At 64.8% G+C, this 13,557-nt stretch carries 11 protein-coding genes and 2 tRNA genes; all 13 read left to right on the top strand.

From position 1 onward, the window contains the following. Positions 1 to 13: 13 nt before the first annotated feature. The 13 genes from BM154_RS02910 (at position 14) to BM154_RS02850 (ending at position 13,554) form a co-directional block, all read left to right on the top strand. Positions 14 to 1,234 (top strand): aspartate aminotransferase family protein, encoded by a 1,221-nt coding sequence (locus BM154_RS02910; RefSeq protein WP_074880782.1) that lies wholly within the window; start codon positions 14 to 16, stop codon positions 1,232 to 1,234. A gap of 126 nt (positions 1,235 to 1,360) precedes the next feature. After that, positions 1,361 to 2,377, top strand: coding sequence for an arginine/ornithine succinyltransferase subunit alpha (aruF, locus tag BM154_RS02905; protein WP_074880779.1), 1,017 nt, complete (start codon positions 1,361 to 1,363; stop codon positions 2,375 to 2,377). A 52-nt stretch (positions 2,378 to 2,429) separates the two neighbouring features. Continuing rightward, positions 2,430 to 3,446, top strand: a complete 1,017-nt coding sequence (astA, locus tag BM154_RS02900) for an arginine N-succinyltransferase (RefSeq protein ID WP_074880777.1) — start codon at positions 2,430 to 2,432, stop codon at positions 3,444 to 3,446. 102 nt (positions 3,447 to 3,548) lie between these two features. Then, a complete protein-coding gene (gene astD, locus BM154_RS02895) occupies positions 3,549 to 5,003 on the top strand; it encodes a succinylglutamate-semialdehyde dehydrogenase (protein ID WP_074880774.1) in 1,455 nt (484 codons plus the stop codon). Between the two features lie 11 nt (positions 5,004 to 5,014). Next, on the top strand, positions 5,015 to 6,361 hold the full coding sequence (astB, locus tag BM154_RS02890) for an N-succinylarginine dihydrolase (RefSeq protein ID WP_074880771.1): 1,347 nt from the start codon (positions 5,015 to 5,017) through the stop codon (positions 6,359 to 6,361). 41 nt (positions 6,362 to 6,402) lie between these two features. Beyond that, positions 6,403 to 6,687 (top strand): topoisomerase II, encoded by a 285-nt coding sequence (locus BM154_RS02885; protein ID WP_074880768.1) that lies wholly within the window; start codon positions 6,403 to 6,405, stop codon positions 6,685 to 6,687. 9 nt (positions 6,688 to 6,696) lie between these two features. Next, on the top strand, positions 6,697 to 7,707 hold the full coding sequence (astE, locus tag BM154_RS02880) for a succinylglutamate desuccinylase (protein ID WP_074880767.1): 1,011 nt from the start codon (positions 6,697 to 6,699) through the stop codon (positions 7,705 to 7,707). A gap of 37 nt (positions 7,708 to 7,744) precedes the next feature. Continuing rightward, positions 7,745 to 8,746 (top strand): low-specificity L-threonine aldolase, encoded by a 1,002-nt coding sequence (gene ltaE, locus BM154_RS02875; protein ID WP_074880764.1) that lies wholly within the window; start codon positions 7,745 to 7,747, stop codon positions 8,744 to 8,746. A 171-nt stretch (positions 8,747 to 8,917) separates the two neighbouring features. Further along, positions 8,918 to 11,542: an alanine--tRNA ligase gene (gene alaS / locus BM154_RS02870; protein WP_074880762.1), complete on the top strand. Its 2,625-nt coding sequence runs from the start codon at positions 8,918 to 8,920 to the stop codon at positions 11,540 to 11,542. Positions 11,543 to 11,653: 111 nt separating this feature from the next. Next, a complete protein-coding gene (locus tag BM154_RS02865) occupies positions 11,654 to 12,892 on the top strand; it encodes an aspartate kinase (protein WP_074880759.1) in 1,239 nt (412 codons plus the stop codon). A 179-nt stretch (positions 12,893 to 13,071) separates the two neighbouring features. Then, positions 13,072 to 13,257, top strand: a complete 186-nt coding sequence (gene csrA, locus BM154_RS02860) for a carbon storage regulator CsrA (protein ID WP_013792214.1) — start codon at positions 13,072 to 13,074, stop codon at positions 13,255 to 13,257. A gap of 61 nt (positions 13,258 to 13,318) precedes the next feature. Beyond that, positions 13,319 to 13,409: transfer RNA gene (locus BM154_RS02855), tRNA-Ser, on the top strand. A gap of 68 nt (positions 13,410 to 13,477) precedes the next feature. Further along, positions 13,478 to 13,554: transfer RNA gene (locus BM154_RS02850), tRNA-Arg, on the top strand. Positions 13,555 to 13,557: the final 3 nt, after the last annotated feature.

Raw genomic sequence — 13,557 nt, 5'->3', positions numbered from 1 at the left:
CAGGAGAGTCCCGATGTCCGTTCAGCACGACCCGGTGCAACGCGCCGATTTCGACCAGGTGATGGTGCCCAGCTACGCGCCGGCTGCATTCGTGCCGGTTCGCGGCGCCGGTTCGCGCGTGTGGGACCAGAGCGGTCGCGAGCTGATCGACTTCTCCGGCGGGATCGCCGTCAACGCCCTGGGCCATGCCCACCCGGCGCTGGTCAAGGCGTTGACCGAGCAGGCCGGCAAGCTGTGGCACGTTTCCAACGTGTTCACCAACGAGCCGGCGCTGCGCCTGGCCAAGAAGCTGGTGGACGCCACCTTTGCCGAGCGGGTGTTTCTGTGCAACTCGGGCGCCGAAGCCAACGAGGCGGCCTTCAAGCTGGCGCGCCGCGTGGCCCACGACCGTTTCGGTGCCGACAAGTACGAGATCATCGCGGCCACCAACAGCTTTCACGGCCGTACCCTGTTCACCGTCAGCGTCGGTGGCCAGCCGAAGTACTCCGATGGCTTCGGGCCGAAGATCCAGGGCATCACCCACGTGCCCTACAACGACCTCGAGGCCCTGAAGGCGGCGATCAGCGACAAGACCTGCGCGGTGGTCATCGAGCCGATCCAGGGCGAGGGCGGCGTGCTGCCGGCGGACCTGGCGTACCTGCAGGGCGCGCGTGAGCTGTGCAACCAGCACAACGCGCTGCTGGTGTTCGACGAAGTGCAGAGCGGCGTCGGCCGCTCCGGCCATCTGTATGCCTACCAGCACTACGGCGTGACGCCAGACGTGCTGTCCAGCGCCAAGAGCCTGGGCGGCGGTTTCCCCATCGCCGCGATGCTGACCACCGAAGCCCTGGCCAGCCACCTGGCGGTCGGCACCCATGGCACCACCTATGGCGGCAACCCCTTGGGCTGTGCGGTCGCCGAGGCGCTGCTCGACGTGGTCAACACGCCCGAGGTACTGGCGGGCGTCAAGGCCAAGCATGAGCGCTTCAAGACCCGCCTGCTGCAGATCGGCGAGCGCTACGGAGTGTTCTCCGGGGTGCGCGGCATGGGCCTGTTGATCGGCGCGGTGCTGTCCGATGCCTGGAAAGGCAGGGCGCGTGAGTTCTTCGATGCGGCAGCCGGCGAGAATCTGATGATCCTCCAGGCCGGTCCGGACGTGGTGCGCTTCGCCCCCAGCCTGGTGATCGAGGATGCCGACATCGACGAGGGTCTGGATCGCTTCGAGCGTGCGGTGGCCAAGCTGGCCGGCGCCTGATTCTTTCATGGGCGGCTGGGTGCCGCCCGCTCAACTGGCTGCATCGGCCTTTGCCGGTCGGCTTCAGGGACGATGATTCTCGCTGCCAGGGCTGCCATGCCCGAGCCTTGCTGAAGGAGTGACACCATGCTGGTTATGCGCCCCGCGCGAATGACCGACCTTGCCGAAGTGCAGCGCCTGGCCGCGGACAGCCCGGTGGGCGTCACCTCGCTGCCCGACAACGCCGAGCGCCTGCGCGACAAGATCGCCGCCTCCGAGGCGTCGTTCGCCGCCGAGGTCAGCTTCAACGGCGAGGAGCGCTATTTCTTCGTGCTCGAAGACAGCGACTCCGGCCGCCTGGTCGGTTGTTCGGGCATCGTCGCTTCGGCGGGTTATTCCGAGCCGTTCTACAGCTTTCGCAACGAGACCTTCGTTCACAATTCCCGTGAGCTGAAGATCCACAACAAGATCCACGTGCTGTCGCTGTGTCACGACCTGACCGGCAACAGCCTGCTCACCAGCTTCTATGTGGAGCGCGCGCTGGTCGACAGCGTCTGGGCCGAGCTCAATTCCCGGGCGCGTCTGCTGTTCGCCGCCTGCCACCCGGAACGTTTCGCCGATGCCATGGTGGTGGAGATCGTCGGCGAGAGCGATGACGCCGGCGAGTCGCCGTTCTGGGACGCCGTGGGTCGCCACTTCTTTGGCATGAGCTACGGCGAGGCCGAGCGCCTGTGCGGGCTGCGCAGTCGCGCCTACCTGGCCGAGCTGATGCCTCATTATCCGATCTACGTGCCGCTGCTGCCGGATACCGCCCAGGAATCCATGGGCCTGGTGCACCCGCGTGCCCAGGTGTCCTTCGACATCCTGATGCGCGACGGCTTCGAAACCGATCATTACATCGACATCTTCGACGGCGGCCCGACCTTGCACGCGCGCACCTCGGGCATCCGCACCATCGCCCAGAGCGCGGTGGTACCGGTGGTGCTTGGCGCAGCCGGCGAGGGTGACCAGCCATATCTGGTCAGCAACGAGCAGCTGCAGGGTTTTCGCGCCGTGGTCGTTCAACTGAACTGGGCGCCCGGCCAGCCCGCAGTACTCGACCCGCAGACCGCGCAAGCCCTGGGTGTCGCCGAAGGCGGCCAGGTCAGGCTGGTGGTGGTATGAGCCTGCCCATCGTGAATGCCAGCCGTCTGGCCCGTCTTTACCCGGAGGCAGCATGATCGTTCGCTCCGTACGTGCCGGTGACCTGCCGGCACTGATCGACCTGGCGCGCAGCACCGGCACCGGCCTGACCACCCTGCCGGCCAATGAAGCGCGCCTGGCCTACCGGGTCGGCCGTGCCGAGAAGACCTTCAGCGGCGAAGCCGAGCGCGGCGATTGCGACTACATGTTCGTGCTCGAGGATGACGACGGCCGCGTGCTGGGCATTTCCGCCATTGCTGGCGGGGTGGGCCTGCGCGAGTCCTGGTACAACTACCGCGTCGGCCTGACCGTGTGCGCGTCCCAGGATCTGGGTATCCACCGTCAGGTGCCGACGTTGTTTCTGGCCAATGACCTGACCGGTCATTCCGAACTGTGCTCGCTGTTCCTGCATGCCGATCACCGCACCGGGTTGAACGGGCGCCTGTTGTCCAAGGCGCGACTGCTGTTCATCGCCGAGTTTCGCGAGCGCTTTGGCGACAAGATCATCGCCGAGATGCGCGGCGTGTCGGATGAGCAAGGGCGCTCGCCGTTCTGGGAATGCCTGGGCCGGCATTTCTTCCGCATGGAGTTCTCCCAGGCGGACTACCTCACCGGCGTCGGCAACAAGGCGTTCATCGCCGAATTGATGCCGCGCTTTCCGCTGTACACCTGCTTCCTGTCCGAAGATGCGCGCGAGGTGATCGGCAAGGTGCACCCGGATACCGAGCCGGCGCTGGCGATGCTCAAGTCCGAAGGCTTCAGCTACCAGGGCTACGTCGACATCTTCGACGCCGGCCCGGCCATCGAGGCGGAAACCGCAAAGATCCGTGCGGTCCGTGACAGCCAACTGCTGGTACTGGCCATCGGCACGCCGGGTGACGATGCGCCGGTGTACCTGGTGCACAACCGCAAGCATGAGGATTGCCGCATCACCGCGGCCCGTGCGCGGATGGCCGCCGGTACCCTGGTGGTCGACCCGCTGACCGCCAGGCGCCTGCGTCTGAATGTCGGTGATCAGGTGCGCGCAGTGGCCCTGGCCGTGCAGACCTGAACAATGCAGACCGGTATGTCGCCACAGAGCGGCAGCCGTTACAGGTAACAGGCCATCCCCCAGCGCTGGCCTGTGCAACCGTGAAGCCTGGAGTGACAGACCATGAGCACGCATTACATTGCAGGTCTCTGGCAGCTAGGACAGGGTAATCCCCTGCAATCCCTCAACCCGGTCAGCCAGCAGGTGCTCTGGGTGGGCCGCGAGGCCGACGCGGCACAGGTCGGGGCCGCCGTGCAGGCCGCCCGTGAGGCCTTTGCCGACTGGGCGGCCGCGCCCTTGAGCGAACGCATCGCAGTGCTCGAGCGTTTCGCCGCGGTATTGCAAGCCCGGCAGGACGAGCTTGCTCACGCCATCGGTGAAGAAACCGGCAAGCCGCTGTGGGAAGCGACTACCGAAGTCGCCAGCATGATCGCCAAGGTGGCCATCTCGATCCACAGCCACGCCGAGCGTACCGGCCAGCGCACGGGCGCCCAGGGTAGCGTGGTGCGCCACAAGGCCCACGGGGTGGTCGCCGTGTTCGGCCCGTACAACTTCCCGGGCCACTTGCCCAACGGCCATATCGTGCCGGCCCTGCTGGCTGGCAACACGGTGGTGTTCAAGCCCAGTGAGCAGACCCCGAAGGTCGCCGAGCTGACGCTGGGGTGCTGGATCGAAGCAGGGCTGCCGGCTGGCGTGCTCAACCTGGTGCAGGGCGCGCGGGAAACCGGCGCGGCGCTGGCGGCCCATCCGGGTATCGACGGCCTGTTCTTCACCGGTTCCAGCCGCACCGGCAACCTGTTGCACGCCCAGTTCGGCGGCCACCCGGAAACCATCCTGGCCCTGGAAATGGGCGGCAATAACGCATTGGTCGTCGACCAGCTCGCCGATATCGATGCGGCGGTGTACTGCATCATCCAGTCCGCGTTCATTTCCGCGGGCCAGCGTTGTACCTGCGCGCGCCGTTTGCTGGTGCCCGAGGGCGACTGGGGCGACGGGCTGCTGGCACGGCTGGTCAGTGTGGCCGCGAGCATCAAGGTTGGCGCCTTCGATGCCGAGCCGGCGCCGTTCATGGGCGCGGTGATCTCCCTGGACGCCGCCCAGCATCTGCTCAAGGTGCAGGAACGGTTGATCGACAAGGGCGCGCGGCCGCTGCTGGACATGAGCCAGCCCCTCGAAGGGGCGGCGCTGCTGACGCCGGGGATCATCGACGTCACCGCCGTGCAGCCGCGTGCCGATGAAGAAGTGTTCGGGCCCTTGCTGCAGGTGATCCGCTACGCCGACTTCGACGCGGCCATCGTCGAGGCCAACGCCACCCGGTTCGGGCTCGCGGCCGGCCTGCTGTCCGATTCGCGCGCGCGCTACGAGCAGTTCTGGCTGCATAGCCGCGCCGGTATCGTCAACTGGAACAAGCCGTTGACCGGCGCCGCCAGCAGCGCGCCGTTCGGCGGCATCGGCGCCTCGGGCAACCATCGCCCCAGCGCCTACTACGCGGCGGATTACTGCGCCTACCCGGTCGCTTCGCTGGAAAGCGAGCAATTGCTGCTACCCGACAGCCTGGCACCGGGAGTCAGCCTATGAGCCGACCAAGCATGCCTGCCTGCGAGCTGAACATCGACGGCCTGGTCGGCCCGACCCACAACTACGGCGGGTTGTCGCACGGCAACGTGGCCTCGCAGAGCAACTGCCAGGTCGCCTCCAACCCAAGGGAAGCGGCGCGCCAGGGCCTGGCCAAGATGAAGGCGCTGATGGACATGGGCTTCGCCCAGGCGGTGCTCGCTCCCCAGGAGCGACCCGACGTGCAGGCGCTGCGGGCCTGCGGTTTTACCGGCAACGATGCCCAGGTGATCGAGAAAGCGGCGCGCGAAGCCATGCCCCTGCTGGTCGCCAGTTGCTCGGCCTCGAGCATGTGGACGGCCAATGCGGCGACCGTCAGCCCCAGCGCCGACACGGCCGATGGGCGGGTGCATTTCACCGCCGCCAACCTCAATTGCAAGTTCCACCGCTCCATCGAGCATCCCACCACCAGCCGGGTGCTGGCAGCGATGTTCGCGGATGAGCGCCATTTCGCCCACCACGGCGCCTTGCCGGCGGTCAGCCAGTTCGGCGATGAGGGCGCGGCCAACCATAGCCGCTTCTGTCGCGACTATGGCGAGCGAGGGGTGGAGTTCTTCGTGTTCGGTCGCAGCGCCTTCGACCTGCGTTTGCCCGCGCCGCAGCGCTACCCGGCGCGCCAGACCCTGGAGGCTTCCCAGGCCGTAGCGCGCTTGCATGGCCTTGCCGACGACGCCGTGGTATTCGCCCAGCAGAACCCGGCGGTGGTCGATCAGGGGGTATTTCACAACGACGTGATCGCGGTGGGCAATGGCCAGGTGCTGTTCCACCACGAGGACGCCTTTCTCGACAGCGAGCGGGTGATCGGCGAGCTGAACGACAAGCTCATGCGCCTTGGCGGGCAGCTGCAGCCGGTATGCGTGCCGCGCCATGTACTGGGCGTCGAGGACGCGGTGCGCTCCTATCTGTTCAACAGTCAGCTGTTGACCCGTGCCGACGGGCGTATGCTGTTGGTGGTGCCGGAAGAGTGCCGTGGCAATGCGCGGGTCTGGGCCTACCTGCAGACCCTGCTGGGCAGCAACGGGCCGATCGCCGAGGTGCGCGCCTTTGACCTCAAGCAGAGCATGCAGAACGGTGGTGGCCCCGCCTGCTTGCGCTTGCGTGTAGCCTTGCAGGCAGAAGAGCTGGCGGCGATGAACCCGGGGGTGATGATGACGCCCGAACTCTATGAACGGCTGCTGCAGTGGGTCGACCGCCATTACCGCGACCGCCTGAGCGAGCATGACCTGGCCGACCCGCAGCTGCTCGACGAATGCCGCACGGCGCTGGATGAGTTGACGCAAATCCTCGATCTTGGCGACGTGTACCCCTTTCAATTCACTTGAAGCGGCTCACCTGCGAGCCACCATGACACACTGGAGTAAACATGAGCGACGCCCTGCAACTGATCCTCGAAGACGCCGACGGCACCCAACTGGAAACTTCGTGCACCCGCTTTGCCGTAATGTGGCAGGGCAAGGAAGTGTGGATTCAACAGGTCGGCAATGGCCAGCTGATGATTGGCGTGGATGTCGCCGAGGGTGATACCGAGTACGCCAATCTGCTGCTGCGCCCCCTGGCCACCAACCTGGTCAGCCTGGAGCTGGAAATGGAGCCGGCCGATGAAGGTGCCGACGACGACCATGTCCATGGCCCGGACTGCAATCACTGAGGAACGCCCATGCTCGCCCTCGGCAAACTGCTCGAACTGACCCTGGCTGGCCATGAGCCGGCTTCGAAGATCCAGTTGACGCCGCAGGGCACGCGCTTGCGCTGGCTGGCCGAGGGGGCACTCGAAATCACCCCGGCCTGCGGGCGCGACAACGGCATGGACCTGCTGCTGTCTGCCGGCATCCACGGCAACGAGACCGCGCCGATCGAGTTGCTCGACCGCCTGTTGCGGCGTATCGCCCGCAGCGAACTGCAACCCCGCGCGCGGGTGCTGCTGCTGTTCGGCAACCCCGCGGCGATGCGTCGTGGCGAGCGTTTCGTCGAGCAGGACATCAACCGTCTGTTCAGTGGGCGCCATGAGTTGAGCAGCGGTGGCGAGGCGATGCGTGCCTGCGAGCTCGAGCACCTGGTGTCGTCGTTCTTTATCGATTCCGGCCGCGAACGCCTGCACTACGACCTGCACACTGCAATCCGCGCTTCGCGCATCGAGCAGTTCGCCCTCTACCCCTGGGCCGAGGGGCGCCGCCAGTCACGCCGCGAGTGCGCGCGCCTGCAGGCTGCGGGCATCGACGCCGTGCTGCTGCAGAGCAAGCCTTCGACCACCTTCAGTGCCTATACCTATGCCGAGCTGGGCGCCGAAGCCTTTACCCTGGAACTGGGCAAGGCCAGGCCGTTCGGCCATAACGAACTGGTCAATCTGGATCGTCTCGAACTGCGCCTGCAGGCGCTTATCGAAGGCAACGAGCCGCCGATCGACGAGCAGGCCAGCCTGCACCTGCAACTGTTCGCCTTTGCCCGCGAGCTGATCAAGCACAGCGACGCTTTCACCCTGCACCTGCCGGCCGACGTGGAGAACTTCACCGAACTGGCGCCCGGTTACCTGCTCGCCGAAGACCTGGCCAACAGCCGCTGGATAGTGGAAGAGCAGGGCGCGCGCATCATCTTTCCCAATCCCAAGGTGCACAACGGCCAGCGCGCCGGCATTCTCATCGTGCCGGCCGAGGCTTCGCTGCTGGCGTGAGCGCCGAAACCCATCCCTCGCATGCACAGGAGTGCCCATGCCCATCATCGATCTGCGTAGCGACACCGTGACCCAACCCACCGCCGGCATGCGCGAGGCGATGCTGGCCGCCGAGCTGGGCGATGACGTGTACGGCGAAGACCCGACCGTCAACCGTCTCGAGCAGCGCCTGGCCCAGGATCTGGGGTTCGCGGCCGCGCTGTTCGTGCCGACCGGTACCATGAGTAACCTGCTCGGCTTGATGGCCCACTGCGAGCGTGGCGACGAATACATCGTTGGCCAGCAAGCACACACCTACAAATACGAAGGCGGTGGCGCCGCGGTACTTGGTTCGATCCAGCCCCAGCCGCTGGACATGGAACTCGATGGCTCTCTGGACCTGGCGCGGGTCGAGGCGGCGATCAAGCAGGACGACTTCCATTTCGCCCGTACCCGGCTGTTGGCCCTGGAAAACACCATGCAGGGCAAGGTGCTGCCCCTGGAGTACCTGGCCGACGCCCGTGCCTTCACCCGTGACAAAGGCCTGGCGCTGCACCTGGACGGCGCACGGCTGTACAACGCAGTGGTCAGGCTGGGCGTCGAGGCGCGGGAGATCACCCGGCATTTCGACTCGGTGTCCGTGTGCCTCTCCAAGGGCCTTGGCGCGCCAGTCGGTTCGGTGCTGTGCGGCAGCGAGGCGCTGATCGGCAAGGCCCGGCGCCTGCGCAAGATGGTCGGCGGCGGCATGCGCCAGGCCGGTGTGCTGGCGGCGGCCGGGCTATACGCCCTGGAGCATCAGGACGAACGCCTGGTCGAAGATCACGCCAATGCCGACTCCTTGGCCGCCGGCTTGCGTGAACTGGGTTATTCGGTTGAGCCGGTGCAGACCAACATGGTCTACGTGCAGGTCGGCGAGCGCGCCGCGGCGCTGAAAGCCTTCTGCGCCGAGCGCGGTATCCGCCTGAGCGCCGCGCCGCGCCTGCGTATGGTGACCCACCTGGATGTCGACGCCAGCGCCATGGCCCAGGTGATCGAGGCCTTTGCCGCATTCCGAGCCTGAGTCGACCGGCGTGCAGCGCCAGGTATTGCCTGGGCGCTGCAGCCCGGGTTTTCCGGCCATCGCGCCGCCTGCAAATAATTCAGCCCATGGCCTAGCCGCCGCGGACAAGCCCGATATAATGCGGGCTTTTGCCGGCTCTGCCGTGGCCGCCTGTTTTCCTGGAAATTGCCAATGAAAAGCGCAGAAATCCGTGAAGCTTTCCTGAGCTTCTTCGAAGAGAAGGGGCACACCCGTGTCGCTTCCAGCTCCCTGATTCCGAACAACGACCCCACGTTGCTGTTCACCAACGCCGGCATGAACCAGTTCAAGGACTGCTTCCTGGGCCTGGAAAAGCGCGCCTACACCCGCGCCGCCACCAGCCAGAAGTGCGTGCGCGCCGGTGGCAAGCACAACGACCTGGAAAACGTCGGGTACACCGCGCGCCACCACACCTTCTTCGAAATGCTCGGCAACTTCAGCTTTGGCGACTATTTCAAGCGCGACGCCATCCATTTCGCCTGGGAGTTCCTGACCGGGGAGAAGTGGCTGAAGCTGCCGAAGGAAAAACTCTGGGTCACGGTGTATGCCACCGATGACGAGGCCTATGACATCTGGACCAAGGAAGTGGGTGTGCCGGCCGAGCGGATGATCCGCATCGGCGACAACAAGGGCGCGCCATACGCTTCCGACAACTTCTGGACCATGGGCGATACCGGTCCATGCGGCCCGTGCACCGAGATCTTCTTCGACCATGGCGAGCACATCTGGGGCGGCCCACCCGGCAGCCCGGAAGAAGATGGCGACCGCTACATCGAGATATGGAACAACGTGTTCATGCAGTTCAACCGTACCGCGGACGGCGTGCTGCACCCACTGCCGGCGCCGAGCGTGGACACCGGCATGGGCCTGGAACGCATCAGCGCCGTGCTGCAGCACGTCAACTCGAACTACGAGATCGACCTGTTCCAGAGCCTGCTCGATGCCAGCGCTCAGGCCATCGGCTGCAGCAACAACGGTGATGCCTCGCTGAAAGTGGTGGCGGACCATATCCGCTCCTGCAGCTTCCTGATCGCCGACGGCGTCACGCCGTCCAACGAGGGTCGCGGCTACGTGCTGCGCCGCATCATTCGTCGCGCCTGCCGCCATGGCAACAAGCTGGGCGCCAAGGGCAGCTTCTTTCACAAGATCGTCGCGGCACTGGCCAGCGAGATGGGCGACGCCTTCCCCGAGCTGAAACAGCAGCAGGCGCATATCGAGCGCGTGCTGAAGACCGAAGAAGAGCAGTTCGCCAAGACCCTGGAGCAGGGCCTGAAGATCCTCGAGCAGGATCTGGCCGAGCTGCAAGGCTCCGTCATTCCCGGGGAAGTGATCTTCAAGCTGTATGACACCTACGGCTTCCCGATGGACCTGACCGGTGACATCGCCCGCGAGCGCGAGCTGACCCTCGACGAGGCCGGCTTCGAGCGCGAGATGGAAGCCCAGCGCGTGCGTGCCCGCTCCGCCAGCTCGTTCGGCATGGACTACAACAGCGTGGTCAAGGTCGACAGGGACACCCGTTTCCTCGGCTACAACGCCACTGTCGCCAGCGGCGAGCTGCTGGTGCTGCTGCGTGACGGCCAGTCCGTCGATACCCTGAACGAGGGCGAGGAGGGCGTGGTGGTGCTCGACCAGACGCCGTTCTACGCCGAGTCCGGTGGCCAGATCGGTGACTGCGGTTTCCTCGAAGGCCCGGGCGTGCGCTTTGACGTGCGCGACACCACCAAGGTCGGCGGCGCCTGGCTGCACCACGGCGTGGTCAGCAAGGGCAGCCTGAGCGTCGGCGCCACCATCAATGCCGAAGTAGACGCCTCGGTGCGCACCGCCACCGGCCTCAATCACTCGGCCACGCACCTGTTGCATGCCGCGCTGCGCCAGGTACTTGGCGAGCACGTGCAGCAGAAAGGCTCGCTGGTCGACAGTCAGCGCCTGCGCTTCGACTTCAGCCACTTCGAGGCCATCAAGCCCGAGCAGTTGAAAGAGCTGGAAGAGATCGTCAACCGCGAAGTGCGCCGCAACACCCCGGTGCAGACCGAGGAAATGGACATCGAAAGCGCCAAGGCCAAGGGCGCCATGGCGCTGTTCGGCGAGAAGTACGGCGACAGCGTGCGCGTGCTGACCATGGGCGATGGCTTCTCGGTCGAGCTGTGCGGTGGTATCCACGCCAACCGTACCGGCGATATCGGCGTGTTCAAGATCGTCAGCGAAGGTGGTGTGGCTGCCGGTGTACGGCGCATCGAGGCGGTCACTGGCGCAGCGGCATTCGCCTACCTGAACGGTGCCGAAGAGCAGTTGAAAGAGGCGGCGACCCTGGTCAAGGGCAGCCGCGACAACCTGATCGACAAGCTCGCGGCGGTGATCGACCGCAACCGTCAGCTGGAAAAGGAGCTGGAGCAGCTCAAGGCCAAGGCCGCCAGCGCGGCCGGTAGCGACCTGGCTGGCTCGGCCGTGGACATCAAGGGCGTCAAGACGCTCAGTGCCCGTATCGATGGCCTGGATGGCAAAGGCCTGCTGGCGCTGGTCGATCAACTGAAGAACAAGCTCGGCAGCGCGGTGATCCTGCTCGGCGGCGTGCAGGACGACAAGGTCGTGCTGGTGGCCGGTGTGACCCAGGACCTGACCGGCAAACTGAAGGCAGGCGACCTTATGAAGCAGGCGGCCGCTGCAGTCGGTGGCAAGGGTGGTGGTCGGCCGGACATGGCCCAGGGCGGTGGGGTCGATGCGGCCGCGCTCGATGGTGCGCTGGCGCTGGTCGGCCCGTTCGTCGAACAGGGCCTCTGAGGCCCTTAACTCAAGCGTGACCGCGCTGCCCGCCAAGCCCGGCGAGCAGCGTGGTGGTGTGCGGTGTTGTCTGTTTAATGGGCGCCCTTCACGGGCTGAGGCAGCTTTGAAATGGCTTTGATCGTACAGAAATTCGGCGGCACCTCCGTCGGCACCGTCGAGCGAATCGCGCAGGTCGCCGAGAAGGTGAAGAAATTCCGCGAGAAGGGCGACGACATCGTCGTCGTGGTATCCGCCATGAGCGGCGAGACCAATCGCCTTATCGACCTGGCCAAGCAGATCAGCGATGACCAGCCGGTAGCCCGCGAGCTCGACGTGATGGTCTCCACCGGTGAGCAGGTGACCATCGCCCTGCTGGCCATGGCGTTGATCAAGCGTGGCGTGCCGGCGGTGTCCTACACCGGCAGCCAAGTGCGCATTCTGACCGACAGCGCACACACCAAGGCGCGCATCCTGAGCATCGACGACAGCAACATTCGCGCTGACCTGAAGGCCGGCCGCGTGGTCGTGGTCGCGGGTTTCCAGGGTGTCGACGAGCAGGGCAACATCACCACCCTCGGCCGTGGCGGTTCCGATACCACCGGCGTGGCCCTGGCGGCGGCGCTGAAGGCCGATGAGTGCCAGATTTACACCGATGTCGATGGTGTCTATACCACCGACCCACGGGTGGTGCCCAAGGCCCAGCGTCTGGAGAAGATCACCTTCGAAGAGATGCTGGAAATGGCCAGCCTCGGTTCCAAAGTGCTGCAAATCCGCTCGGTTGAGTTCGCCGGCAAGTACAACGTCCCGCTGCGCGTTCTGCACAGCTTCCAGGAGGGCCCGGGCACCCTCATTACCCTTGATGAAGAGGAATCCATGGAACAGCCGATCATTTCCGGCATCGCCTTCAATCGCGATGAGGCCAAGCTGACCATTCGTGGCGTACCTGATCTGCCGGGCGTTGCGTTCAAGATTCTCGGCCCGATCAGCTCTGCCAATATCGAAGTCGACATGATCGTGCAGAATGTCGCGCACGATAACACCACCGATTTCACCTTTACCGTGCACCGCAACGATTACCAGAGCGCTCAGCAGGTGCTGGAAGCCACTGCGCGTGAGCTCGGTGCCCGCGAGGTGGTAGGTGACGTGAACATCGCCAAGGTATCCATCGTCGGCGTTGGCATGCGCTCTCATGCCGGTGTCGCCAGCCGCATGTTCGAAGCGCTGGCCAAGGAGAACATCAACATCCAGATGATTTCCACCTCCGAGATCAAGGTCTCGGTTGTCATCGAAGAGAAATATCTGGAATTGGCGGTGCGCGCCCTGCACACTGCGTTCGAACTCGATGCCCCGGCCCGTCAGGGCGATTGAGGCATCCGGCAAAAGGCGCGCTGATCCGCGCCTTTTGTTGTTTTGGTTGGTGTTGGTGGAACTTTACTTCCGTCCGTGCTGGTCAATACCTGAGTGCTTGCAGGTTCCTACGGGGGCTGGCTAGTGCTTTCTACGTTTGCAGACTTGTTGTCCGAAATTGAATCCGTAAGGAGAAAGGAATGCTGATTCTGACTCGCCGGGTCGGAGAGACCCTGATGGTGGGTGACGAAGTCACTGTCACCGTGTTGGGTGTGAAAGGTAATCAGGTGCGCATTGGCGTCAATGCGCCTAAGGAAGTCGCCGTTCACCGCGAAGAGATTTACCAGCGCATCCAGAAAGAGAAGGGCGAAGAACCAAACCACTAATTTTTCTCGAAATTTTGGTTTGCAAACGGGGAAAACATGTTTATCATGCGCCCCGTGTTGCGGAGAGGTGGCCGAGTGGCCGAAGGCGCTCCCCTGCTAAGGGAGTACACCTCAAAAGGGTGTCGGGGGTTCGAATCCCCCCTTCTCCGCCATTATTTGGCAAGCCGGGTTCTACCGGGCTGGCAAACAACCAGAGGTGATCTGGTCTAAAAACACCAACGGACTCATAGCTCAGCTGGATAGAGTACTCGGCTACGAACCGAGCGGTCGGAGGTTCGAATCCTCCTGAGTCCGCCATAT

The organism is Phytopseudomonas argentinensis, assembly GCF_900113905.1.
GTDB classification, from domain to species: domain Bacteria; phylum Pseudomonadota; class Gammaproteobacteria; order Pseudomonadales; family Pseudomonadaceae; genus Aquipseudomonas; species Aquipseudomonas argentinensis.
Note: the sequence above shows the minus strand (reverse complement) of the source record. Positions and strands in the feature narration are given on the sequence as shown.